The sequence below is a fragment of the Candidatus Poriferisodalis sp. genome (assembly GCF_965208555.1).
Lineage (GTDB): Bacteria > Actinomycetota > Acidimicrobiia > Acidimicrobiales > Poriferisodalaceae > Poriferisodalis.
In genome coordinates this window covers 1128815-1153689 of the sequence record NZ_OZ242342.1, presented here as the reverse complement: position 1 = coordinate 1153689, position 24875 = coordinate 1128815, and the positions used below count along the sequence as shown (strand labels likewise).

General features: G+C 68.0%; 24 protein-coding genes and 1 pseudogene. 10 read left to right on the top strand and 15 right to left on the bottom strand.

Translation table 11 applies throughout. The features are described 5' to 3' along the window. Positions 1-25 precede the first annotated feature (25 nt). The 3 genes from ACOGXE_RS05365 (at position 26) to ACOGXE_RS05355 (ending at position 2600) form a co-directional block, all read left to right on the top strand. Complete coding sequence (locus ACOGXE_RS05365; RefSeq protein ID WP_419932918.1) at positions 26-1198, top strand: aminotransferase class V-fold PLP-dependent enzyme; 1173 nt, start codon at positions 26-28, stop codon at positions 1196-1198. Between the two features lie 115 nt (positions 1199-1313). Further along, positions 1314-2048, top strand: a complete 735-nt coding sequence (locus ACOGXE_RS05360) for an EthD domain-containing protein (protein ID WP_419932917.1) — start codon at positions 1314-1316, stop codon at positions 2046-2048. 51 nt (positions 2049-2099) lie between these two features. Further along, a complete protein-coding gene (locus ACOGXE_RS05355; RefSeq protein WP_419932916.1) occupies positions 2100-2600 on the top strand; it encodes an SRPBCC family protein in 501 nt (166 codons plus the stop codon). Between the two features lie 24 nt (positions 2601-2624). Here the strand turns inward: ACOGXE_RS05355 and ACOGXE_RS05350 are convergent, their stop codons facing one another. Then, a complete protein-coding gene (locus ACOGXE_RS05350) occupies positions 2625-3494 on the bottom strand; it encodes an SCO6745 family protein (RefSeq protein ID WP_419932915.1) in 870 nt (289 codons plus the stop codon). Positions 3495-3522: 28 nt separating this feature from the next. Next, positions 3523-4008 (bottom strand): globin, encoded by a 486-nt coding sequence (locus ACOGXE_RS05345; protein ID WP_419932914.1) that lies wholly within the window; start codon positions 4006-4008, stop codon positions 3523-3525. 252 nt (positions 4009-4260) lie between these two features. Here ACOGXE_RS05345 and ACOGXE_RS05340 point away from each other — a divergent pair, with 252 nt between their 5' ends. The 5 genes from ACOGXE_RS05340 to ACOGXE_RS05320 all read left to right on the top strand — a co-directional run bounded on the left by ACOGXE_RS05340 (position 4261) and on the right by ACOGXE_RS05320 (position 7793). Then, on the top strand, positions 4261-4737 hold the full coding sequence (locus ACOGXE_RS05340) for a hypothetical protein (protein ID WP_419932913.1): 477 nt from the start codon (positions 4261-4263) through the stop codon (positions 4735-4737). 63 nt (positions 4738-4800) lie between these two features. Beyond that, on the top strand, positions 4801-5136 hold the full coding sequence (locus tag ACOGXE_RS05335; RefSeq protein WP_323671258.1) for a hypothetical protein: 336 nt from the start codon (positions 4801-4803) through the stop codon (positions 5134-5136). 57 nt (positions 5137-5193) lie between these two features. Next, a complete protein-coding gene (locus ACOGXE_RS05330; protein ID WP_419932912.1) occupies positions 5194-6168 on the top strand; it encodes an alpha/beta fold hydrolase in 975 nt (324 codons plus the stop codon). Between the two features lie 74 nt (positions 6169-6242). Further along, entirely contained in the window at positions 6243-6440 is a 198-nt protein-coding gene (locus ACOGXE_RS05325; protein ID WP_323671260.1) for a cold-shock protein, read from the top strand. A 108-nt stretch (positions 6441-6548) separates the two neighbouring features. Next, complete coding sequence (locus ACOGXE_RS05320; RefSeq protein ID WP_419932911.1) at positions 6549-7793, top strand: DEAD/DEAH box helicase; 1245 nt, start codon at positions 6549-6551, stop codon at positions 7791-7793. Between the two features lie 6 nt (positions 7794-7799). On the opposite strand, the gene ACOGXE_RS05315 is transcribed toward ACOGXE_RS05320, so the two are convergent. From ACOGXE_RS05315 to ACOGXE_RS05285, 7 genes are all read right to left on the bottom strand, one after another. Then, entirely contained in the window at positions 7800-8129 is a 330-nt protein-coding gene (locus ACOGXE_RS05315) for a DUF3467 domain-containing protein (protein WP_419932910.1), read from the bottom strand. Then, positions 8129-9085 (bottom strand): ABC transporter permease, encoded by a 957-nt coding sequence (locus tag ACOGXE_RS05310; RefSeq protein WP_419932909.1) that lies wholly within the window; start codon positions 9083-9085, stop codon positions 8129-8131. The genes ACOGXE_RS05315 and ACOGXE_RS05310 overlap by 1 nt, the downstream gene beginning before the upstream one ends. Then, a complete protein-coding gene (locus ACOGXE_RS05305; protein WP_419932908.1) occupies positions 9078-10310 on the bottom strand; it encodes an ABC transporter permease in 1233 nt (410 codons plus the stop codon). The genes ACOGXE_RS05310 and ACOGXE_RS05305 overlap by 8 nt, the downstream gene beginning before the upstream one ends. Then, complete coding sequence (locus ACOGXE_RS05300; RefSeq protein ID WP_419932907.1) at positions 10307-11860, bottom strand: ABC transporter ATP-binding protein; 1554 nt, start codon at positions 11858-11860, stop codon at positions 10307-10309. The genes ACOGXE_RS05305 and ACOGXE_RS05300 overlap by 4 nt, the downstream gene beginning before the upstream one ends. A gap of 28 nt (positions 11861-11888) precedes the next feature. Beyond that, positions 11889-12983: a BMP family ABC transporter substrate-binding protein gene (locus tag ACOGXE_RS05295; RefSeq protein ID WP_419932906.1), complete on the bottom strand. Its 1095-nt coding sequence runs from the start codon at positions 12981-12983 to the stop codon at positions 11889-11891. A gap of 108 nt (positions 12984-13091) precedes the next feature. After that, complete coding sequence (locus ACOGXE_RS05290) at positions 13092-14375, bottom strand: acyl-CoA dehydrogenase family protein (protein ID WP_419932905.1); 1284 nt, start codon at positions 14373-14375, stop codon at positions 13092-13094. 25 nt (positions 14376-14400) lie between these two features. Further along, positions 14401-16344 carry a primary-amine oxidase gene (locus tag ACOGXE_RS05285; RefSeq protein WP_419932904.1) on the bottom strand — a complete coding sequence of 648 codons (1944 nt, stop codon included), beginning with the start codon at positions 16342-16344 and terminating at the stop codon, positions 14401-14403. Positions 16345-16459: 115 nt separating this feature from the next. On the opposite strand from ACOGXE_RS05285, the gene ACOGXE_RS05280 reads away from it, so the two are divergent. Beyond that, positions 16460-18280, top strand: coding sequence for an alpha-amylase family glycosyl hydrolase (locus ACOGXE_RS05280; protein ID WP_419932903.1), 1821 nt, complete (start codon positions 16460-16462; stop codon positions 18278-18280). Positions 18281-18401: 121 nt separating this feature from the next. On the opposite strand, the gene ACOGXE_RS05275 is transcribed toward ACOGXE_RS05280, so the two are convergent. From ACOGXE_RS05275 to ACOGXE_RS05255, 5 genes are all read right to left on the bottom strand, one after another. Next, on the bottom strand, positions 18402-18650 hold the full coding sequence (locus ACOGXE_RS05275) for a hypothetical protein (RefSeq protein ID WP_419932902.1): 249 nt from the start codon (positions 18648-18650) through the stop codon (positions 18402-18404). Between the two features lie 291 nt (positions 18651-18941). Beyond that, positions 18942-19109 carry a hypothetical protein gene (locus ACOGXE_RS05270; protein ID WP_419932901.1) on the bottom strand — a complete coding sequence of 56 codons (168 nt, stop codon included), beginning with the start codon at positions 19107-19109 and terminating at the stop codon, positions 18942-18944. A gap of 35 nt (positions 19110-19144) precedes the next feature. Further along, on the bottom strand, positions 19145-19588 hold the full coding sequence (locus ACOGXE_RS05265) for a TA system VapC family ribonuclease toxin (RefSeq protein ID WP_419932900.1): 444 nt from the start codon (positions 19586-19588) through the stop codon (positions 19145-19147). Continuing rightward, a complete protein-coding gene (locus ACOGXE_RS05260) occupies positions 19585-19824 on the bottom strand; it encodes a CopG family transcriptional regulator (RefSeq protein WP_419932899.1) in 240 nt (79 codons plus the stop codon). Before ACOGXE_RS05260 ends, ACOGXE_RS05265 begins: the two co-directional genes overlap by 4 nt. 78 nt (positions 19825-19902) lie before the next feature. Further along, the gene (locus ACOGXE_RS05255) at positions 19903-21123 is read right to left on the bottom strand and encodes a glycosyl transferase (protein ID WP_419932898.1); all 1221 of its coding nucleotides are present in this window, start codon (positions 21121-21123) and stop codon (positions 19903-19905) included. A gap of 85 nt (positions 21124-21208) precedes the next feature. Between ACOGXE_RS05255 and guaB the strand changes: the two genes are divergently transcribed. Continuing rightward, the gene (guaB, locus tag ACOGXE_RS05250; RefSeq protein WP_419932897.1) at positions 21209-22723 is read left to right on the top strand and encodes an IMP dehydrogenase; all 1515 of its coding nucleotides are present in this window, start codon (positions 21209-21211) and stop codon (positions 22721-22723) included. Between the two features lie 52 nt (positions 22724-22775). Here guaB and ACOGXE_RS05245 read toward each other — a convergent pair. Continuing rightward, positions 22776-24863: pseudogene (locus tag ACOGXE_RS05245) on the bottom strand (DEAD/DEAH box helicase); the annotation flags it as partial. Positions 24864-24875: the final 12 nt, after the last annotated feature.

Below are 24875 nucleotides of genomic sequence, written 5' to 3'. Positions count from 1 at the left end.
TGACCGCCGCCGTAGCGTGCCGTTCGTGACTGCGTGGCTGTTGGACCCAGAAGTGCTGCATCTCAATCACGGCTCATTCGGCGCGACACCGGCGGCCGTGCTTGAGGCCCAGCAGGCCATCCGCACCCGCATCGAGGCCAACCCGACCCGGTTCTTCCTCGAAGGCGAGTACCAGAGCTCACTCGACGAGGCCCGGCGGGTGGTAGCCCGGTTCGTGGGGGCCGACGACGCGGGGCTGGTGTTTGTGACCAACGCCACGGCCGGTGTCAACGCCGTGCTGCGCTCACTGGAGCCGAGCCTGTCGGAGGGCGACGAGATTCTGGTGACCGATCACGAATACAACGCCTGTGCCAACGCTGCGGTGGTGTCGGCCTCCCGGGCGGGTGCGGCGGTCACGACGGCAGCGGTGCCGTTCCCGCTGGACGACCGCAGCCAGGTGGTCGAGGCGGTGCTCAGCGCGGTCACCGACCGCACACGCGTTCTGCTGATCGATGCCGTGACCTCGGCGACGGGTCTGGTGATGCCGATCGCCGAACTCGCAGCACAGCTCGAGCCCGAGGTGCGCGTGCTGGTCGACGCAGCGCACGCTCCCGGCATGATCGACTTCGACGTGACGGAACTCGGTGCCTCCTATGTCACCGCCAACTGCCACAAGTGGATGTGCTCGGCGAAGGGCGCCGCATTCCTGTGGGTGCGACCTGACCGGCGTGACGGCATGCACCACGCAGTCATCAGCCACGGCTACAACGGCGGCTGGCCGTCTGACGGGGGCCATCTGCATGCCCAGTTCGACTGGACGGGCACCCATGATCCGACGGCCTGGCTGACCGTGCCCGACGCATTGGATGCGGTGGAGGCGATGCACCCCGATGGCTGGCCGGGTGTGAAAGATGCCATCCGCAAGCTCTGCCTGGCTGGCCGCGAGGTGCTCATCGAATCGCTCGGCATCGCTCCGCCGGCGCCGGCAGACATGATCGGCGCCATCGCCAGCGTGCCGCTGCCGCCGGCCGACAACTCGGGCTCGGCGATCTTCGACCCGCTGATGGCGGCGTTGCGGGACCGCCACGGCATCGAAGCACCGGTGTTCGCTTGGCCGGCACCGCCCGACCGCGTGCTGCGCATTTCGGCGCACCTCTACAACCGGCCCGACGACTACGAACTGCTCGCCAAAGCGCTCACCACGGAACTGCCCGACTGAGGGCTGACAGATCGCTCGATGGCAGCGCTGCAGCCCTGCGGCGGCTGGGGCGAAGTGGCAGGATCGCGGCGGGCAGGGCGGACGACGCCCGACTATCGCAGCCCAGGAGGCACTGATGTCATCCAGCATCGCAGCAACACCCGGCGCCAAGATGATCTTCCTCATCAAGCGCCGACCCGAGGCCACCCGCGACGAGCTGGTGGCGAACTGGTTCAAGAACCACATGCCCGATGTGATCGCCGGCCAGGAGCGCGCCGCCGCCGACGGCAAGGTTCATGCCACCAAATACATAGCGACGCTGTTCGACCAGCGTCACGGCAAAGACGTGCCCTGGGACGGCATGGCACAGCTCTGGTTCGACCGGGCCATCCCGAACCCGCCCGAGCCGCACGGCACCGTACCCAGAGACACGTTTCAGCAGAAGGCGGAGCCGTACGTGGGGTGGGCGACCACCGAGTACGTGGTGATCGACGGCGAGCTGCCGCTGGTGCCGAACACGCTGAATGAGCCGTTCCCGGTGACTCGATCGGGCTTCTTCAAAGTGTCGTTCCTGGTGCCTGCTCGCGACGGGATCGACTACGACGCGGCCTTCCGGCACTGGCTGGAGGCGCACGCGCCCAACGTGCGGGGGGTCATGGGCGAGATTGGCGGCCTGCGCTATGTGGTGAATCACAGCCAGGATCCCGCCAACGAGAACTATCTGGGCATGGCCGAGCTGTACTTCCGCGATCCGCAGGGCTGGGACGACTACCGCGCCACCATCACCGAAGACGGCTTCAGCGAGTACGTCGACTTCAGCCGCCTCGTGAACATGCACGCCACCACGCAGATGGTCGGCATTCCTGGCTGACCAGGCGTCTCATCGGGGCATCCGCGGCCTCCTTCTGCAAGGCTGCTTCTCATGAGCGAGCAACTGCCTGGCCACGTCGACAACCCCGTGATGTCCTACAGCGAGTCCATCGACATTGACGCCCCCGTCTCGGCGGTGTGGGACATGGTGACCTCGCTGGAGCGCTACGGCGAGTGGAGCAGCGAGAACACCGGCGGCTACTGGCGCAAGGGCCCCGACGGCGAGCCCGGCACGGGCCAGGTCGGCGACATGTTCGTGGGCGTCAACAAGCGTGACGGCCAGGAGTGGAAGGCGCCGGTCGAGATCATCCGCCGTGTCGAGCACGAGGACTTCGCCTTCGTGACCGGCGGCCTCGAATACAACATCGTGCTGTGGCGCTACCAGCTCGCGCCCAAGGGCGACGGGACGACGCTGACCGAGTCGTGGACGCTGCGCCAGCTGTCGCCGCGGATGCTGGAGCACGGCCAGAAAGAGGTCGACTACCGGGCGCACAACGCCCGCACGAGCCTGCAGGCCACGCTGGCGGCGATGAAGGCCGCTGCTGAGGCCTGATCGGCGACTCGACAGCGCCCAGGGTCAGGTCGGCTCGTTGGGCGGGTAGAGGTCGCGCCAATCGAGCTGGTCGTCCTTCGGCAGCACCGCGTTGATCGGTGCCATGTCGGCGAGGAGGGCGTCGGCGGCGTTGTCGCCGACGGCGGACCAGTGGAAGCTGTCCAGCCGGTCGGTCGTGGCCTCGACATCGGCGCGGCCGGCGACGCCTGCCGCGGTGGCCAGTCCATCGGCATCCACCCAGCCGCGGCTGCGCAGGCGCTCGTATGCCGCCGCGGCCTCTGCCTCGGTCCAGCCGGCCTCTTCCTGAATCCACTCGTGGGGCGCTTCGTCTACCGCGACCTGGGACACCACCGCCTCGCAGCCGTCGAGGCCGGCCTCCGCCAGGGCGATCAGGTGGCAGCCGCTGCGGTATTCGCGCAGCAGTGTGCAGCCATGCCACAGCGCCAGGTGCGGCTCGTCGGGCCAGTCCAGCGACGACCAGCCGGCGAAGAGCACCCGCCCGACAGGATCAGCGGCATCGCAGGCAGCCCGCACGATCTCGGCGCACCGGCCGACAGCCTCGCTGCTCGCCAGTTCGCCCAGCTCTCGTTGCAGTGCCTGGTCCATGGCGTCGTAGCGAGCTGCGAGCACCCGTTCAGGCGTCGAGAACGTCCACGCGTCCGGGATGGCGCGCCGCACGCGGGCAGGGGCGTAGTAGAAGAACAGCGACTCCACGACGCTGGCTGGCACCGGTCCCAGCGGCGCCACGCGCGTGGCGAAGTAGTTCATCCAGAAGCCCCGCAGCCCCGCCGCCGCGCCCGAATCGCGCACTTCGGGCGCCCAGTAGCAGAGCTGGTGATACCGCTCCACGCATTCCCACATCTGACGCGCTCGGCGCCGGGTCGTCTCAGCCATCGGCCGCTGTTCTAGCGCTTTCGGCCGGTCAGCCGGGCTGGTTGATGAGGTGGGTGGCGGCGTTGTCGAAGTGGGCGAACATGGCTTGCGCGATGTCGGGGCCGAGCGGCGACCCGTCTGGCAGGCGTGCCGCTTCGAGCGACGCCAGCATGTGGCGCATCCAAGCATTGCGTTCGGCGACGCCGATGGCGAACGGCATATGCCGCATGCGCAGGCGGGGGTGGCCGCGCTCGGCGCTGTAGTCGGCGGGTCCGCCCCAGTACTGGGCCAGGAAGCCAGCCAGCCGGTGCCGGGACGGCACGAGATCTGCCGGATACATCGGCCGCAACAGCTCGTCGCTCTCGACGGCGTCGTAGAACCGGTCCACCAGCTCGTCGAAGAACTGCTGCCCGCCGACGGCCGCATACAGCGTCGGCGGCTGGGGGACGGCATCGGCCAGGCTGCCGCCCAGCGTCAGCCCGCCTGCACCCCACGCGACTTCCTCGTTCGCGGAGGTGGCGTCGGCCTCGGTCATGGCGCTCAGGCTAAGGATTCGAGCCAGTAGGCACAGATGCCATAGCTGTGGAGGCGACAGGAGACTCGGCGACGTTGCGACCTGCTGGATCGCTGGTCGCTGAGGGTCCTGTCGCCTCCACAGCGGGCCGGATCGGGCGCGTACAGTCTTGGTGCGCAAGCAGGCAGGGGAGACACGATGGCGTTGACAGAGCGGACCCAGCGGGCGACGAACGGGCGGAAGCCGGATGGCCGACGCGCCCACCGTTCCTACTTGAGCTACATCGACAAGTCGCGTGAGTACTACGCCGCGCACGGCTACCCGCAGCCGTACCAGTGGGCGTACAGCCACGAGGTTGCCTTCACGCCGCTGCCCAAGCCGCTGTCGGAGTGCACTGTCGGGCTGGTCACCACCTCGTTCTTCGAGAAGGGCCGCGAACCTGCAGGCGTGCCCGTATCTCGGCCAAAGCAGCCCTACGCAGCCCGCTGCGACGACGCCCTCGACGGCCTCTACAACAGCGATCTCTTCTGGGACAAGGACAACACCCACACCGAGGATCTCGACACCTACCTGCCCATCAACCGGCTTCGCGAGTTCGAGGCCGAGGGTCGCATCGGCGCGCTGTCGGAGCGCTTCTACGGCATCCCCACCGACTACAGCCACCGCCGCACGCAGCGCAACGACTCGCCCCGCATCGAAGAGTGGATGAGCGAAGACGGTGTGGACGTCGCCTTCCTGGTGCCGCTCTGACCGGTCTGCCACCAGACGATCGGTCTGATCGCTCGACACCTGGAGGAAGCCGGCATCCCGACCGTGGTGGCCGGCAGCGCCCGCGACATCGTGGAGGAATGCGGCGTCGCCCGCTTCGTGTTCACCGATTTCCCGCTGGGGAACCCGACCGGCAAGCCCGGCGACGCCGCCATGCAGCGCGCCATCGTGGGCACGGGGCTGGACCTGCTCACCCACGCCTGGATGCCTCGCACCACGGTGCAGACGCCGTTCGTGTGGGATGCGGACGACAACAACGGATGGCGTGAACACTTCATGCGCGTTGACGACTCGAACCGGGCCGCACTGGCGGCGGCCGGTGAGGCACGCCGCCGTGACCAGGCAGCAGCCAAGGCTGACGGCCGCGCCCGCACCAGCTGAGCGGCCCGGCGCCCGCAGGCTGCATCAACCAGCTTCGACGCGAACGAGAGGCTTCCCATGAGCGACCAACGCCGCAGGCCGCTGTTCGATCCTGCCGATGCCGACGCGCCCGATTTCGTGCCTGCCGAGCCAGCCGGCGCGGACGTCTATTCCCATCCGTCCGAGCACGGCGAGCGCATCACCGACACGCTTGTTCCCGACGTCATGATCGACGCGTCGGGCGGAGTGAAGGTGGCCGCCGACATCTACGGCGAGCACGGCCCGCTGGTGCTGCTGCAGCACGGCGGCGGCCAGACCCGTCATGCCTGGAAAGGAGCGGGTCAGGCACTCGCCGACGGCGGCTACCGGGCCGTGTGCCTCGACGCGCGGGGCCACGGCGATTCGGACTGGGCGCCCGACGGCGACTACACGACCGAGGCATCGGTGGCTGACCTGGTGGCGATCGTGGAGCACTTCGGCGAGCGGCCCGTGCTGGTGGGCGCGTCGATGGGCGGCGGAACTTCGCTGACCGCAGTCGGCGAGGGTGCCGTGGATGCGCTCGCGCTCGTGCTGGTGGACACGGCACCGCAGATCGAAGCGGCGGGCGTGCGCAAGATCCGCGACTTCATGGCCCAGGGCGCGGACGGGTTCGCATCGCTGGAAGAGGTCGCCGAGGCCATCGCCAACTACCAGCCGCACCGCAAGCGGCCGCGCAACCTGGACGGGCTCGCCAAGAACGTTCGGTTGTGGCCCGACGGCCGCTACCGCTGGCACTGGGACCCGGCGTTCATGCACCGGCCCCGCAGCTTCGCCGAGCGCATCCCGCGCCAGCAGGCGGCGGCCGAGAAGCTGACGCTGCCCACGCTGCTGGTTCGAGGCGGTATGAGCGACGTGCTGTCCGAGGAAGGCGCTCAGTCATTCCTCGACACCGTGCCGCATGCGCACTACGCCAACGTGGGCGGTGCGGCGCACATGGTGGCGGGTGACCGCAACGACATCTTCGTCGAGGCGACGCTCGAGTTCCTGGCCGAATTCGTGCCCGGCGCGCGATAGCGGGCCTGATCGCGGCCTTCGCGCCGTACCCTTGCGGCCCTTGGCCGGCCAGGCTGAGCTTCGAGAGGCACAACATGCGCGGAACAGTCAAGTTCTTCAACAACGAGAAGGGCTTCGGCTTTATCTCCCGTGAAGGCGCCGATGACGTCTTCGTCCACTTCTCCAACATCGTCGGTGAGAACTACCGCACGCTGGAAGCAGGGCAGGAAGTCGAGTTCGACATCGGACCCGGCCGCAAGGGCGACGAAGCCCAGAACGTCAAGCCCGTCTGAACCGAAACGCCGCTGAGCACCGCCGGCAGCGCTGGCGGCTGCGTCAACACCCGCTTGGGCCGGCGGCGATCCCCGTCAACTGCCGACTCGATGTCGGCGAGGAAACACATGCCCCCCACCTTTGCCCAACTGGGCGCGCCCGACTTCATCGTCAGCGCGCTCGCTCAGCGCGGCATCAGCCAACCGTTCGCCATCCAAGCGGCCACTGTCGCCGATGCACTGGCCGGACGCGACGTCTGCGGCCGCGCGCCCACCGGCTCGGGCAAGACGCTCGCGTTCGGGATTCCGCTCGTGGCTGGCGTCGGCAGCGCTCAGCCGCGCAAGCCCCGAGCACTCGTGCTCGCGCCGACTCGCGAACTCGCCGATCAGATCAAGACCGAGCTGCGCACCTTCGCGGGCAAGCGTCGCGTCGGCGTCGCCTACGGCGGCGTGGGCTACGGCTCCCAGATTGGTTCGCTGCGCCGCGGAGTCGACATACTCGTGGCATGCCCGGGTCGCCTTGAGGACTTGATCTCCCAAGGCGAGGCCAACCTGTCTGCTGTCGACAAGGTCGTCATCGACGAAGCCGATCGCATGGCCGACATGGGGTTCATCCCGGCCGTGCGGCGCCTGCTGGACCAGACCGCAGCCAAGCGTCAGACCATGCTGTTCTCTGCCACCCTCGATGGGGATGTGGCAACGCTGACACGCGATTATCAGCACAATCCGGTGCGTCACGAGGTCGGCGACACAACCCCCGATGTCAGCGCTGCCGATCACCTGTTCTGGAGCGTGGCCAGAACCGATCGCACCGACATCTGCGCCGAGGCGATCGACGCCGCAGGATCGACGGTCGTGTTCTGTCGAACCCGGCACGGCTGTGACCGCGTGGCCAAGCAGCTGAACCGCCGCGGCGTCGCAGCGGCGGCGCTTCACGGCGGACGCAGCCAACCACAGCGCACCCGGGCACTGGCCGAGTTCACCGCTGGCAAGGTGCAGGCGCTGGTAGCGACTGACGTAGCTGCGCGAGGCATCCATGTCGAAGGTGTCGGCGCCGTCGTCCACTATGACCTCGCGGCCGACCACAAGACCTACCTTCACCGGTCTGGCCGTACCGCCCGGGCCGGCCTGGGCGGCGTAGTGGTCTCGCTCATTCAGCCCGAGCAGGTCAAAGAGCTGAAGTCCATGCAACGCAAGATGGGCCTCGAGCAGCCCGTCACCGACGTCGACGTGGCCGAGATCCGGCAGCCCTCGCGATCACGGACGCGACGTCGCACGCTCGAACACTCGGCGGCCAAGCGTCAATCCGGACGCCGTCGAGGCAGCAAGAACCGCTCCGGGTCCAGGGGTCGCCAGCGCTCGTCGCAGCGCTGAGCGAGATCAGTCGTCTGAATCGTCCGGCGGCTCACGCAACGATTCGAGGCTGGACGGCGCAAGGTTCGAGGCGAACTTGGACATGTTGTCGGTCAGTGCGCTGATCAGCTGCTCCACGAACTGCGGCGACATGTTGACCCGCTGCACGACGACGCCCCGCCGGGGTGACTGCTTGCCGCTGAAGTCCAGCCGGATGAAGTCGAGCGTGAACTCATAGGGCGAATGGCGCACCACGGCAAAGTTGGACCACACGCCGGCCTCGAGCTCCGGTGGCAGCCGGATCTGCAGTTTGGTGCCGTCGGGCAGGGCTTCATGGGTGTTGCCGTCTGTCACCATCAGCGCTCCTCGCGGCGGTAGGGCAGGGTCAGCGCTGCGGGCGCGGGGCTCGGCCGGTGCCGGGCCCGGAAGCTGATCGCGATCAGCACCACGACGGTCAGCAGGAACGGCAGGATGCCGAGCAATGCCGGCGAGATCGTGTTGACCTCCAAGCCGAAGATGTTCAGGTCGAAGGTTTGAACCCGGGGCTGCAAGGCCAGCGTGAAGCCGAACAGCAGCGACCCGGCGGCCAGGCGCCCGGGCCGCCACGCCCCGAAGATGACCAGTGCCACCGCAATCCAGCCGCGGCCGGCGATGAGGCCCTCGGTCCAGCCGGCGGCCATGTAGAGCGACAGGAACGCACCGGCGGCGCCGGCGAAGGCACCTCCGATCAGCACCGCTCCCGAGCGCAGGAGGGTCACCGAATGGCCCACCGAGTCCGTGGTGGAAGCTGACTCGCCGACCGCCCGCAACGCCAGGCCCAACCGGGTGCGAGTCAGGACGAACCAGGCCGCGACGCCCAGGATGCCTGCGAGATAGACGACCGGCGGCTGGTTGAACAGGATCGGGCCCACCCAGCGAATGTCGGCGAGCCCTGCGATGCCGAGATCGGTGAACACCGCATCGGCCCGCTCGCGGACCGCGTCCTGGCCGATGAAGGCGGCGAAGCCGAGCCCGCCGATCGTGATTGCCAGACCCGACACCACCTGACCGGCGCCCATCACCACGCTCACCAGTGCGTGGATGCCCGCGACCGCCATGCCGACGAGGGCAGCGAACGCGAAGCCGATCCACGGCCGGCCGGTGGCCAGCGCCATCATGAACCCGCTCACGGCCCCCATGGCCATCATTCCCTCGACACCGAGGTTCAGCACGCCGGATCGCTCGGCGATCAGCTCGCCCAGCCCGGCCAGGTACACCAGCGTGGCGAACTGCACGGTCGCCACCAGCAGCCCGACGACGGCGGCCTCAGACACCAGTTGCCCCTGTGTTCGAAGAGCCGTCCGAAGCGGACGCTCCGCCCGTCGCCGGCGCAACCGGCGGGGGAGCTGTCTCTGCGTCGTGGCCGACGGGTCGCACCCAGCGGACGCGGTAGTTGAGCAGCACGGCGGCAACCAGCGCGCCGATGAGAATCATGGCCTGCAGGATCGTGGCGATCGAACTCGTGACGCCGAGCGTCTGGATGGATTGACCGCCCACCTGCACCGCGCCGAACACGAATGCCACCGCCGCCACGCCCGACGGCCGCATCAACGCGAGTGCCGCCACGATGATCCCGGCGAAGCCATACCCGTTGGACAGGCCAGGATCGAGCCGCGTCGCGGTCCCGGTGAGCTCGACAGCGCCCGCCAGCCCTGCCAAGGCGCCCGACAGCACGAGTGCGGCAAGCACCTTGCGCTGCAGCGAGATGCCCGCATACCTGGCTGTCGCCGGGGACGAACCGGCCATCCGCAGCTCGTAGCCCCACGCCGTTCTCGACACCGCCAGCCAGAACGCCACCAGCAACGCAACTGCGATCACCACGCCGATGTGAGCGCGGCCGAACAGACCGGGCAGCGAGGCTTGGTCGGGCAGCGGCTCGATCAGCGCGAAGCCCTGCGATTCAGGGTCCTTCCATGGTCCGGTCTCGAGCCACTCGACCACCCGGATCGACACTTCAACGAGCATCAGGGTGGTGATGATCTCGCTGACGCCCAGATAGGCGCGGGCCAGCGCCGGGCCCGCCATGAGCACCACGCCGCCCACTGCGCCGGCGCCGATCATCAGCACGATCAGCAGGGGACCCGGCAGGTCTCCCGCCGCCATGGCCAAGCCGGCCGCAACCGTGGCACCGGCCATCATCTGACCCTCGGCGCCGATGTTCCACAGGCCCATCGAGCCGGCGACAGCCACCGCCAGACCGGCGAGGGCAAGCGGCGTCGCCCGCAGCAGCGTTCGCGAGATCGAATTGATACCGCCCAGCGACGAGTCGATCATGCGGCCGTACACCTGGGCCGGGTCGTTGCCGGCCGCCAGCAGCAGCAGGGCTCCTGCGACCAGGGCCACGGCGATGCCGATGACGAAGGCAACGGCCTGGGCCGCCGGCACCACGTCAGAACGTCGCTGCAGGACTGGCCGGATCAGGCCGCGATGCCAGCGAGCCCGGCCGCGCGACACGGTGTGCAGCGGAGCGTGCGTCGGCTCGGGAGCGGGGTCGGTCATGCCCCGCCGCCCCTGGCCCCTCCGGCCATCGCGGCGCCCACCTCGGCTCGTGTCGTGGTTCTCGGATCGAGGCGGGCGGCGATGCGCCCCTCATACATGACAACCAGGCGATCGGACAGCGCGAGCAGCTCGTCGAGATCCTCGGAGATCAGCAACACCCCGACGCCGGCGGCCCGCTGGGCGACGATCTGCTCCTGGATGGCTGCGATGCCCACTACGTCGAGCCCGCGCGTCGGCTGGGCCGCCAGCAGCACCTTGGGCTCGCCGGTCAGCTCACGCCCGAGCAGCAGTCGCTGGAGGTTGCCGCCCGAGAGCACGCCCACTGAGTCGTGCACCCGTCCCACCTGCACGCCGAAACGCTCGATGAGGCGGCGGCAGAAGTCCTCGCAACGACGCAGATCCAGCATCATCCTGCGACGCATCGACCGGTATGACCGCACCACCGCGTTGTCGACCACCGACATGGTGGGCGCCAGGCCCACACCCAACCGGTCCTCGGGCACGTAGGCCAGCCCGGCACGGGATCGAGCCCGGGGGGACGTGCCGGTGACATCCGTGCCCGCCAGCCGCATCGCTCCCGCCGTGGTGGGGCGCAGACCGGCGATGGCCTCGGCCAGCTCCCGCTGCCCGTTTCCCGAGACGCCTGCGACACCCACGATCTCGCCTGCCCGTATGTCGATGTCGACCGAATGCAGCGCCGGCAGCCCCCGGTCGCTCATCGCCGAGACGCCCTCCAGATCGAGCACGACGTCGCCGCTGGGCTGATCGGTGGGCCGCTGGATCTGTGCTGCGGCTTCGCCCACCATCATCTCGGCCAGATCCGACCGATCGACGCCCGCGAGACTGCGCGGCTGCGCCACCGTCACCCCGTTGCGCAGCACGGTGGCCTCATCGCACACCGCGAGCACCTCGTCGAGCTTGTGGCTGATGTAGATGACCGAGCGGCCCCGATCAGCCATGGAGCGCAAAGTGAGCCCCAGGTCGGCCGCCTCGGCCGGCGTCAGCACAGCGGTCGGCTCGTCCAGCACCATTACGTCGGCGTCGCGCCACAGCGCCTTCAGAATCTCCACACGCTGGCGCTCGCCCACCGAAAGCTGCCACACCGGTCGGGACGGGTCGGTCTGCAGCGAATAGGTGGCCGCCAGATGTGCGACGCGCTCGACGATCTGGCCCATGTCCAGGTAGCGAGGTGCCGAGCCCAGCACCACATTCTCGAACACGGTGAGCGAAGGCACCAGGCGGAACTCTTGGTGGACCATGCCGATGCCCGCGGCGATGGCGTCGGCAGGGGAATGGAACTGGCGCTGCTCGCCGTGCACCCAGATCTCGCCGGCGTCAGGCAGGTAGACGCCGCCGAGCACATTGACCAGCGAGGTCTTGCCGGCGCCGTTCTCGCCGAGCAGCGCATGGATGGTGCCCGCCCGGACGGTGAGGTTCGCGCCGTCGCAGGCGACTGCTCCTGGGAACTCCTTGCGGATGCCGCGCAGGTCGACGACTACGGAACCGTCACCGGAGCCGGGGGATACAGCAGGGTCCCCCGGCTCCGGCATCGGTTTCAGCGGTGTTCGATCAGTCGGATCAGGGGCTGGCGTCACCCACGACGCCTTCGACGAACCAGTCCATGCCCAGCATCGAGCCGTCGTCCATGGTCTCGCCGGCGGCAACCATCACGTTGCCGTCCTGGTCGCGGATCTCACCGGTGAACACGTCCCAATCGCCTTCACGGATCTGCTCGGCCACGTCGCTGATCTGGCTGGCCACGTCTGAGGGCACGTCGTCAGCCAGCGGTGCCAGGTCGACGATGCCGTCGTCCATGCCGCCCCAGTAGGCGCCCGGTGAGTAGGTGTCGCCGGCGACTGCCTCGATGATCGCTGCGTAGCGCGGGCCCCAGTTCCACACCGGCGCGGTGATGAACGCGTCGGGTGCGAAGTCGCGCATGTCGGAGTTGTAGGCAACCCAGCGGGCGCCGGCATCCTGCGCGGCCACGCCTGCGGCCGTCGAGTCCTGGTGCATGGCGATCACGTCTGCGCCGGCTTCCAGCAGCGCCTTGGCCGAGTCGCCCTCGACAGCCGGGTCGAACCAGGTGAAGGTCCAGATGACGTGCACCTCAGCCGATGGGTTGGTCTCGCGGACACCGAGGGTGAAGGCGTTGATGCCGCGGATCACCTCGGGGATCGGGAACGCTGCGACGTAGCCCAGCTGGCCGCTCTCGGTCATCGCACCGGCCGCCATGCCCGACAGGTAGCGCGGCTGGTACATGCGGCCGAAGAAGTTGCCGAAGTTGGTGTCGTTCATCTTGAAGCCCGAGGCGTGCTCGAACACCACGTCGGGGTATTCGTCGGCGAGCTCGAGCATCGGGTCCATGTAGCCGAACGAGGTGCCGAAGATGATGTCCGCATCCTCGTTCTCGATGAAGTCGACGGCAACCGCCTTGAAGTCCTCGGCATTCTCCGGGACGCTCTCCACGAACAGCGTTGTGGCCCCGGTCTGGTCTTCCGCGTACTGGCGGCCTTGGTCGTGCGCCCAGTTCCAGCCGGCGTCGCCGACCGGTCCGACCAGCACGAATGCCGCCGTGATGTCCTCGGGGTCGTCGCTGTCGCCGCCGCAGGCTGCTCCCAGCAGCGCCACGCCGGCTAGGGCAATGGCAAGTCGTGTCAGAGTCCTCGAACGCATGATCTCCCTCTCCGTTCGCGCCCGCGAGGCAACCTCGGGGCGGTCGTCTTCGAGCCTAATCCTGCCCATCTGAGCCCGCTGCCACCGCCCGCAGGCGCCCCGCCGTGATCAGAAGGGGTTGAGTTCGAGGCCCAGAAGGTGGCGACCGAGTTGGTGGGTCACGCGGTCCTGGTGCACATTGATGTGCACTGGCATGGCCCGGAAGTCGCGATAGCGGCGGTCGAAAGCGCCGCCCTCGCGCAGCGCGGTGCCGCCTTGGGTGCGGTGCAGCAGCGACATGGCCTCGTCGAGCTGCTCCACGGCCATGGTCGTCACTGCCATCTGGCGCAGGTAGTCGGCCTCGTCGGGGACGACATTGGCGGCGATGCGACGGTCGACTTCATTGCACGCAGCCTCGGTGGCTGCGGCTGCAGCGGCCAGCAGCGACGCCGCCCGACCGAAGTTGACCTGCACCGTGGGTCGATCGACCATCTTGCCGCCGATGATCACCCGCCGTCCTCCGGCCGCGTCAGCCGCCTCGGCGAGCGCCCGGCGCACCAAGCCCACCGCCATGAACGAGAGCCACAGGTCCGAGATGCCCACCCAATCCTCGCGGTAGCGGTGATGCACCACTGGCACCGTGCGCAGCGACTCTGCCCGGTTGGCGCCGAACCAGGCCACACAGTCGCTGAGGTCCACCGGCACGTCGGTGTAGTGGACGTCATCGGTAGCCGAGGCCCGCAGCCCGGCGCCGTCCCACGACGGGTCGATCTTCATGCCCTCGGTGGTGGTGGGCAGGATGGTGAAGCGGATGTCCATCGGCCGCACTGGCTTGCCGTCGTCGCCGGTGATGGCGAAGGCCACCCCGCAGTAATCGGCGTAGCGGGCGCCGGTGCCCCAGCGGCCGGTGCCGTTCAAGATGGCCTGGTCGCCCTCGACGCGGCCGTACACCGAACTGCGGGCGCCGCCGGGGAACGACACCCATTGGCCGTTGGTCACGACGTGGGTGAGGAAGTCCTGCTGCTCAGGTCCGACCGAGCCGACGAACAGGTGGAATACGCACAGGTGGTTCCACAGGCACCACGCCAGGCTCGGGCAGCGGGCTGCCACCGCTTCGAGTTCGCGGCCCATGTGCAGCATCGTCTCCTCGACGCCGCCGATGTTGCGGGTGGCCGACATGCGCATGAAGTCGGTGCCGCGGATGGCCTCGACGACCTCCGACGAGACGGACCGGGTCCGGTCCGCGGTCTCGGCCTGTGCCTCGATGGCGTCCAGGAACGGGGCGATCCGCAGGCCCTCGGTCGGCGCGGGAGCGAAGTGCTCGACCAGTTCAAGACCTGACAGCAGGGTGTCCACAGACACCGCGTTGGAAGCTGTCTGGCTCGACTCGTCTGCTTCGGGTGCTCCCGCCATGCGGCCACAGTAGGCCGCAGCAGCCTCAGGCGCAGTGGCCGTTGGATGAGGGCGGCACGTCCAGCATCGGGTTGCGGTCGAAGAAACCGTCGGGCACCAGCCCGAAGCCCGCGTACTCGGTGGGCATCACGGGGAAGTCCTCGGGCCGGGCGTCGTGGGTGATCCCGAACGTGTGCCACACGGTGATGTCGGTGTCGACCACCGGCCGGTCGCCTGCGGTGTAGCGCTCCAGACCGTCGCCGGCGTTGCGCTGGGTCGGGAACCGGCCGGCGCCGTAGCGTTCGTCGGGCCGGGTCGGCGACACCCACAGGTTGTGGCGGGCGAAGGTGGCACGCTCTGAGTGGGGGCTGTCGTGCGCCGCGAACATCGTGGTAGTGGGCGGCGGCAGCAGGCGGTAGGCCGTCGGATGGCCGAGCCGGTTGATGTGGTCCGCGCTCTGGATCTTCCAGTACCTGCTGGATGCCGAGTTGGTATTGCGCCGGGCCGCCAACTCGCTCTCCAGCACCGTCTCACGGGCGGCGAACGCGGTGCCATACGGGTTGTCCGGCCCCGGTGGCAACGCCTCGGTGTTCACCTCCACCACGCTGTTGGCGTTGCCGTCGACGGCCATGTCCAGCCGCACGCAGAAGATGTGCTGGTGGATCGGGGCCGACACGTGCGGCGCCACCTGGCGGGCGAACGTCAGGTCATCGCCGTCCCGATGCGACCGGGTAGTGAGGATGCCGGTCAGCTTCACCTCGTAGCGGATCGTGCCGTCCAGGTAGAAGTACCAGAAGAAGCCGTACTCGTAGTTGCCGACGGTGTGGATGGCGCTCACCACCAGGCGGCGTGAGCGGCGCACCTCGGTGGTGTCGGCGTGCCAGTCGAAGTGCTTCCAGCCGATCCCGAAGTCCTCCTCGTGGATGCAGATGGCGTTGGGCGTCGTGACGACCGAGCCGTCGTCGAACACCTGCACGGAGTCGAGGTAGGCGATCTCGCCCAGGCAGTCGCAGCCGAGCTGCAGCGAGTTGTTCATCAGGCCCAGGCCGAACTCGCCCGAGTCGAGCGCATGCTTGAACGTCTGCGACGGCCGGGTGTCGCCATAGGGCACCACCATCTCGGCCAGCGACGCCCGGTCGATGATCGGGCGGACCCGACCGCCGTCGTCATAGGCGATGCGGTGGAGCACCAGGCCCTCGGTGTCGTCCATCACGACGCGCATCGACCACTTCTGCCAGCGCAGCTCGTTGTCGTCCAGTGTGAAGCTGGTGCCCTCGGGCTGGGTGATCTCGATGGGACGCAGGTCCGTCCGCATCGGCCCGAAGTCCTCGGTCACCGCGTCGACGTCGTAGTTGCCGCGCTCAGATGCCACCGGCCACTGGTCGAAATCGGTGACCTGCAGCACTTCCAGCGTGTCCACGTCGATGTGCACCATCAGCCCGTCGAGCGGGTACGCGTAGCCGTTGTCGGTGGGATTCGGGCGCCAGAAGGCAATGCAGCGCTGCACGCGCCGGCCGATCTCGAAGTCGAAGTCGTAGTCGCCGGTCGGCCACGGGTCGATCTGCACCTGCGACGGGTCGGCGATGCCGCGCTTGGCAAGGGCGGCGGCGAAGCCCGGGTCTTTCCGGCAGGCATCCATGACAGCGAACAGCTCTGCCATGCCCACGCGGGGCACCACGCTGGGATGGTGTGTCCACGAGTCCACTTCGCCGCGGGTCACCGACACCACGGCGACGTGTACTTCGCCGTTCTCGTGCACCACCACCTCGAAACGGCGGTCGGTGCTGGTACCGGGGGTCCAGGCCGCGACCTCGGCCTTCGGCGGCTCGGCGATGCAGAAGCCGTGGAAGCGGGCGCCGTCGCCGATGCGGCCGCTGCGGCGCAGCACCTCGATGGCGGCGTGGGCCTCCGCCTCGGTCATCATCGACAGCGGGTGAACCGAAGGAGCGTCGGCCCCTTCGACAGGTGTTTCCAGCAGGGTTTCGGCCATGTGTTCACGCTACGCGGTCGGCTGCGGATACGCAGCCGGGACGATGAGCGTCACTAATCTCAGTCGGTACGGTTCCGTACTCGAGAACAGGTCTGGCGATGGGGGTCCGCACGTCGTGACCGAGGGGGATCTCCGCAGCCGGGTCAGGCGTCACCTCGAGTTCATCTACCTCGATGTGCCGCTCGATCGCTTAGTTGACGACGTGCTGTCCACTCTTGGGCTTGATGGGACTGAAGTCGTCGCAGCCGGCGGCCCGCGGTGGGATCAGCACGAGGTGGCCGTGATCACCTATGCCGACTCGATCACCGAAGCGGGCAGGGTGCCGATGCAGACGATGCACGAGTTGCTCGACGACCTGACCGGCGATGTGGTGTCGGTCGTGCACGTGCTGCCCTTCTATCCGGCAAGTTCCGACGGGGGCTTCGCCATCACCGACCACCGTGCGGTGGACCCACGGCTCGGCAGCTGGGACGACATCACGGACCTCAGTGAGACCTACACGGTCATGGCGGATCTTGTGGTGAACCACGTCAGCGCCGACCACCCGTGGATGGAGCAGTTCTGCAGTGGGGAAGAGCCCGGCAGCCGCTACCTGCTCACCGCCGAGCCCGAGGACGACCTGTCGAGCGTGGTTCGCCCCCGCACGACGCCGCTGCTGCGCGAAGTCGAGACCCCCGACGGCCCGCGGCTGCTGTGGTGCACCTTCAGCTACGACCAGATCGATCTGGACTTCGCCGAGCCCGAGGTGCTGCTCGACCTGCTGCGCACCGTGGCCCGCTTGGTCGACGCGGGAGTGCGGTGGTTCCGGCTGGATGCCATCGCCTATCTCTGGAAGGAGCTCGGCACGTCGTGTGTGAACCTGTCGCAGACGCATGAGTTCGTGAAGCTGCTGCGCACGCTGCTGGACGCCCGCTGTGGAGACTCGGTCATCATCACCGAGACCAACGTGCCCCATGAGCAGAACGTGGCCTACTGGGGCGACGGCGATGAAGCCCACCTCGTCTACAACTTCAGCCTGCCGCCGCTGGTCGCCCACACGATGCTGTCGGGCTCGTCGGTAGCGATGCAGCAGTGGCTGGCACAGTTGGAGACGCCGCCTGCGGGGACGTCGTTCTTCAATTTCATCGCCAGCCACGACGGCATCGGGCTGCGACCGGTGGAGGGGCTGCTGAGCGACACCGAGATCAGCCGGCTCATCGCCGCGGCACACGGCGCCGGCGGCACTCACTCGGAGTTCGACACGCCTGAAGGCCCCAAGGCGTACGAGCTGAACGTCTCGCTGTGGGATCTCTTCGCCGGCGATGGGGATCCGTTAGGTGTGGCGCAGTTCCTTGCCGCGCACACGGTCATGCTGAGCCTCGCCGGCGTCCCCGCGTTGTACGTGCATGCGCTGCTGGGCACCCCCAGCTACTGGACGCCGATCAGCGAGCCGCCGCGCATCGTCACCGAGCACGGCCTGCCGCCGGTGGAGCAGAACAAGCGCACCATCAACCGGCGCAAGGTCACCTTGGACGAGGCGGTGGACCTGCTCGGCGCGCAGGACGGGATCCGCCGCAGGACCCTGGTGGAGCTCGTCCACCGAATGCTCATCCGTCGTGCGCAGCCCGCGTTCCATCCCGACAGCCCGCAGGTGTCGCTGGATCTGGGCCCGCAGGCACTGGGCGTGATGCGCGGCGATGCCGAGTGGGGCCAGACGGTGGTGTCGGTGACCAACGTCGGCCATACCCATCTCACCATCGATCTCGAGGTGCTGTCGTCGCTCTGCCCCGAGGGCAGCGCAGGAACTCTGTTCTCTGAGGTCGGCTGCGTGGACCTGCTGGACGGCGCACTGCACGGTCCGTCCGACCGCGTAAACCTGGCGGTGGGCCAGACCATGTGGCTCTGCTTGGAGTCAGAGCGTCGCGAGCCCGCACTCGGCAACCGAATGTCCGCGTAGCGGGGTCGCGCTGTGTAAGTCCCTTGATGCCGGCGCACTATGCGCGCAACGAGATCGTGGCATGAGGCGCCGTCGCCCAGCTTGAACAGCAAGGCGTTGCCATCGCTGCTGAGCCTGCGAACTACACAGGCGAAGCCTCTCCGGCCCGAGCTGCGGCTCGCCGAACCGAGCGCTGCCATGCCAGCCACAGCGCCGAGCACGCCAGCGACAGTGCGACAAACGCAAGAGCGCGCGCTCCGCTCGACCAGTCCGGGCCAATCGTGCGGACGGAGAGTCCCACGAACGCGAAGGCGATCACGTTGCCGACCAGCAGCCAGCCACCGTGAGGCACCACGCGCTCCGCAATGGGACACTGGTCGGGCTTCGTCACGTCATGAGGTGAAGACCACATCGCTGTCTGGTCACCCTTCTACAGACTCGTCTTCGAGCCAACGGGGTGTCGCTGGGTGCGGCAACGGTGCCGGAACCAGAACACTTCGGCAACTACGAACGCAGCAGTCACGAGCACCCACCACACGGAGTGCGTGCGCACAAGCAGCGTCGAGACCACGAGCAACGCGGTGACGCGTAGTTCCAACTGACGCCAAGGAGTCGTGAAGTAGGAACGCAGTCGGTCACCGGTGATCGCGTGTCTCGTCTCCCAAGGAGAGGACTGCATCGCTCAGGCGTCAATATCGAACGGGCCGCGTTCGGCGGCTTCACGGGCGAGCCGGCGATGAGAGCGTTTCTCAGCAATCCATCTCCACGCCCCTCGCATCAGCCAGAACGGGATCGACGCCCACGCTGCCAGATCAGAGACGTTGCGTGCAGTGCTATGGCGTCGCTTCATGACTTGTAACGCTAGTGCTCATGCTATGTCGCGGTCTATGCGGTGGCGATGCGTTGGGGATCGAACCATCTCAGGCCATCGAATCGGGCGAAGCCGGCATCGGCGGTCGCGAGTCGGGCGCCGACCGAGACCGCCAGCGCGGCGAGCCACGCGTCGGGCACCAGGTTGCCGGCAATGCGGGAATCGGATTTGGCGAATCTCGCGAACTCGCGCCATGTCGCATCGGTCGCCGTCACGGCGCGGGTCGCAGGCGCCGAGCGAACTTGCTCGATGAAGGACAGCGCTGCTTGGATCGGCGAGGGGTTGGCAAAGATCCTCCGGTTGGTCACCACCCGCATGAAGCCGGTGAGAACGGCGTCCGCTGCACCGAATGGCTCCGGCCCGCCAAGCGCCTTCGACAGCCACGGCCGGTAGGTCTCGTGCTGGTCGAGGTCTGCGCGGTAGGCATAGACCAACACGTTGACGTCGGGGAGGATCACTTCCAACCGTCGCCGTCGAGAGCCTGCCAGACGGCTTCGCGATCCTCGATGTCCACGAGAACCAGATCGCCCTTCTGGCCCCAGGTGGGCAGCGGTGTTCGCGTCGCAGGAGCGGTTTGCTGCAAGACCAGCAGCAACCCTTCGGCGATCAGGGTGGTGAAGGTGCAGCCCCGTTCCGCGGCGCGTTGTTTGGCTTGCTCGACCAGACCGTCGGGGAGGTTGATGGTGGTCTTCATACAGATAACTGTATTCGCCGATATGGGCATATGGCAGCATCGCCATCCGCGCCCATCGAGTCCGCAGCCTCAGAGGGCTCAGGCGTTGTCGAGTTCGACGGCGTCGTAGAGCTGGCCGAGGATGTCGGGTACGGCGCTTTGCACCCGTGACCAGTTCGGGATGAACGGGGTGCCCATCGGGTCGTTCAGGAACTCGTCGCCGGCTTCCATGATCGCCGAGGCGAACAGTTCCACCGCAGTCTCCTCGGCGTGCAGGTCGAAGTCGAAGCCGTTGAAGGTGGCGTCGTTGCGGTAGTGGCTGACGAGGTCGAGCGCGTTGCGGTAATAGACGGCCTTGACGGTGCGGAAGATCTCTGTTCCCAGCGTGGTGCCGTCGATGGCGAGCTTGCGGTAGATGGCCTTGGCGATGTCGCGGCTCATCTTGTGCAGGCCCGCGTTGGCATCCTCGACGGACAGTTCCTGGTGCTTGTGGTCGTAGCGGCCGCAGACATCGACCTGGCAGATCCGCCGCCCCTGGTAGATGCGGTACACCTCCGACAGCACGCCGATCTCGAGCCCCCAGTCGCTGGGGATGCGGATGCTGCGGGTCATGTCCAGCTTCATCGCGAACTCGCCCGCCAGCGGGTAGCGGAACGACTCCAGGTAGCGCAGGTAGTCGTGCTCGCCGATCGTGGCCCGCAGGGCCCGCAACAGCGGCGTCACCAGCAGCCGTACCACCCGGCCGTTGAGCCGTCCCGCCGGCCCTTCGCCTGCCCGGTAGTAGTAGCCCTTCGAGAACGAGTACCCGAAGGTGGGGTGCAGGATCGGGTACAGCAGCCGGGCCAGCAGGCCCCGGTCGTAGGTGAGGATGTCGGCGTCGTGCAGGGCCACGTTCTCGCAGCGTCCCGAGGCCAGGAAGTAGCCGAGGCAGTACCAGACGTTGCGGCCCTTGCCCGGCTCGGTCGGTGCCAGCACCCGGTCGGCGAGGACCTCGTCGATCTTGCGCAGCCGGGGGCCGTCGTTCCACAGCAGGCGGGTGCGCTGGGGGAGGCGGGAGAAGAACTGCCTGGCGTCGGCGAACTGGGCTTCGTCTGCCCGGTCGATGCCGACGATGATCTCGTCGATGTAGGTGAGCTTGGCGATCTCGTCGACGATGTTGCCCAGCGCCGGCCCTTGCAGCTCGCTGTACAGCGCCGGGATGATCAATGCGATGGGGCGGCGGCGGGAATACTCGAACAGCTCGTCTTCGAGGCTCTCGACGGACCGGTCGGCAAGGCGATGGAGCGTCGCGATCGACTCGTGCTGCTGGAAATCGGCCACGTCAACCCGCTCCGCCCTCGTTTGCTGAGGAAGCTACAGCGGTCGGGTTCACCGGCTCGTTGGGGGTCGCGCGGTAGGGTGCGCCATGACCCCCCGACAGCCCCCTGAAGTGGGGCGATTCCCCTCGCTCGACGCCAAAGTCACCACCGACGGGCTGACGTTCGACGACGTGCTGCTCGTGCCTGACGCGTCCGACGTGCTGCCCGATGCAGTCGACACGTCGACGCGGTTCACCCGTGGCATCACGCTCGCCGTTCCGCTGGTGAGCGCAGCGATGGACACCGTCACCGAGGCACGTCTGGCCATAGCCATGGCCCGCCACGGCGGCATCGGCGTGATCCACCGCAACCTGTCGGTCGCCGATCAGGCCGCTGAGGTCGACAAGGTGAAGCGCTCCGAGTCGGGGATGATCAACGAGCCCTTCACGCTCGGTCCCGACAACCTGGTCTCCGAGGCCGAAGATCTGATGGCTCGCTTCAAGATCAGTGGCGTGCCGATCACCGACCCGGCAGGGCGGTTGGTCGGCATCCTCACCAACCGCGACCTGCGCTTCGAGACCGACTGGGGCCGGCCGATCCACGAGGTGATGACATCGGAGGGGCTGGTCACCGCACAGTCGCCGATCACGCTGGACGAGGCGCAAGTCATCCTGGCGCGGCACCGCATCGAGAAGCTGCCGATCGTGGACGACGACTTCCGGCTCGTGGGCCTCATCACGGTGAAGGACATCCAGAAGCGCATCCAGTTCCCCAACGCTTCGAAAGACGAGCGGGGCCGGCTGCTGGTGGCAGCGGCCGTTGGTACCGGTCCCGACACCATGGAGCGGGCAGCGGCGCTGGTGGAGCGCGATGTAGATGCCATCGTGGTGGACACGGCTCACGGCCACAGCCGCGACGTCATCGAGACGGTGGCGAAGATCAAGGCGAATCACCCTGCCGAGGTGGTGGCGGGCAACGTGGCCACCGCCGACGCGGCCCGGGCGCTCGTCGAGGCTGGCGCCGACGCGATCAAGGTCGGGATCGGCCCCGGCTCGATCTGCACCACCCGGGTGGTGGCCGGCGTCGGTGTGCCGCAGATATCGGCGGTGTTCGACTGCGCCTCGGAGGCCGCTGCGGCCGGTGTGCCGGTGATCGCAGACGGCGGCATGCAGTTCTCAGGCGATCTCGCCAAGGCGATCGCCGCCGGGGCGCATAGCGCCATGGTGGGCAGCCTGCTGGCGGGCACCGACGAGTCGCCCGGCGAGGTGGTGCTGTACCAGGGCGAGCGCTTCAAGGAGTACCGCGGCATGGGCTCGGTCGGCGCCATGAAGGGCCGCAGCTACTCCAAGGATCGTTACTTCCAGGACGGGCGCGAGGTGGAGGAACTGGTGCCCGAGGGCATCGAGGGACGGGTGGCCTACAAGGGGCCGCTGGCGGGTGTGGTGCACCAGTTGGTCGGCGGGCTGCGCCAGGCAATGGGCTACTGCGGCGCTGCGAGCATCGACGACATGCGGCTGCGCACCAGGTTCGTGCGTGTCACGGCGGCGGCCCTGCGCGAGAGCCACCCCCACGACATCATGATCACCAAAGAGGCGCCCAACTACCGGGCGCCGACCCAGTAGGCACAGGGGCGCCCAGCTACCGGGCGCCGAGCTAGCCGGCAGCGAGCTGCTCGAGGCGTTCCCACTCGTCGATGAGGCTGCTGTCGGTGGTGCGCACGGTCTCGCCCAGCCACCGGGTCAGCTCGACGATGTCGTCGGTTCGGCGATGTTCGGGCACGTTACGCACGAGCGCCTTGTACGCATCGCTGAGGTAGCGCAGCAGCACGCCTTCGGATCCCTTGATGCCGTAGTGGTTCACGTACTCGCGAAACGTCATCGCCCGTTCGTTCATGTCCCGTGCCACGGACTTCGGTCGCACGTTGTCATTCCTCAACCACGGATGGTGGGTCGACCAGGCGTTGAAGCTGTCGTACAGCCAGTCGCGCAACGGCTTGGGCCACTCGACCTCCTCCAGCCGCTCCATCCGCTCTTCGTACTCCACGCCCTCGGCCTTCATCTCGGCCAGCAGGTCGGTGCGTGCCATGTCGCGCTGGCGTTCCAGCACCACGGTGGGGTTCTCGAGCGTGGCTTCGAGCACGCTGAGCACGTCGAGCGGGTGGGTGGGCTCGTCGGGGTCGAGGAATTCGATGGCGTCGAGCGCGAACGGCGACAGCGGCTGGGTGAGGTCGAACTCTGCCTGCAGGTCCACGTTCACCCGCACCAGCCGGTCCAGCTCATCGGGTTCGTCGAGGCGTTCCACCACCTGCGTCTCGACGAGCGAGCGGTAGATGGCGATGGCCCGGCGGATGTGGGTGCGGTTGGCAGCACGCGTCTCGTGGTTGTCGGTGAGCAGCCGGCGCATGGCCGCGCAGCCGTCGCCGGGCCGGTCCAGCACGTTCATCAGCATCGAGTGCGATACGTCGAACTCTGAGCGGAGCAGCTCGGGCTGTCCCGATGCCAGCCGTTCGAACGTGTCGGCATTCCAGGGCGCGTAGCCCCGCTTGGGCGGCGACGGGCGACGCACCTTGCGGAGCTTGGCCGGGTCGTCGCCGAACTTCTCGCGGGCCTTCTCCAGCGCCATCGCGTACTCGACCTCGTGCTCGGGCGCTTGGCACCACACGAAGCCCTCGTGGTCGAAGCCCCGGCGCCCGGCCCGGCCGGCGATCTGCTGGAAGTCCCGCACCGACAGCACCCGGGTGTCGCGGCCGTCGAACTTGCAGAGCTGGGTGAACACCACCGTGCGGATGGGCACGTTCACGCCGACGCCGAGCGTGTCGGTGCCGCAGATGAGCTTGAGCAGGCCCGCACCGGCCAGCCGTTCGACGAGCAGCCGGTACTTGGGCAGCATCCCGGCGTGGTGTACGCCGATGCCGGCCTTGACGAAACGCTGGATGTCGCGCCCAAATGGCGAGTCGAACCGGAAATCGACGATCTCGGCTGCCACCTGCGCCTTCTCGTCCTTCGACAGGACATTGAGGCTGGTGAGAGCCTGCGCCCGCTCGGTGGCGGCCTTCTGGGTGAAATGGACGATGTAGGCGGGCACCCGGCGCAGCTCCAGCAGCTCTTCGAGCGATTGGTGCAGCGTGGTCTCGCGGTAGGTGAAGGTGAGCGGCACGGGCCGTTCGGCACCGGTCACGGTGGCGACCTCCCGGCCGCTGCGGCGACGCAGGTCGTCGGCGAATCGCTGGGTGGGGCCGAGGGTGGCGCTCATCAGGATCATCTGGGTGCGGGTCAGTTCCAGCAGCGGCACCTGCCAGGCCCATCCCCGGTCGCGGTCGGCGTAGAAGTGGAACTCGTCCATGACGACGCTGTCGGCCGGGGCATCGGCACCGTTGCGCAGTGCCAGGTTGGCCAGGATCTCCTGGGTGCAGCAGACCACCGGCGCGTCGGGGTTGATGGCGCCGTCACCGGTCACCATGCCGACGTTCGCTGCGCCGAGCTCGTCGCAGAGCGCGAAGAACTTCTCCGACACGAGCGCCTTCACCGGTGCCGTGTAGTAGCTGCGCTGACCTCGCGCCACCGCCTCGAAGTGCGCCGCGAGGCCGACGAGCGACTTGCCCGAACCGGTCGGTGTGGTGATGATGACGTGGTTGCCGCCGAAGATCTCCAGAACTGCGTCTTCCTGCGCCTCATACAGCTCGAGGCCCACCTCGGCGGTGTAGGCCAGGAACCCGTCGAGCAGCGAGTCGGCATCGGGGTCGCCCGGCAGGAATGCCGTCAGCCGTCCCGGCGC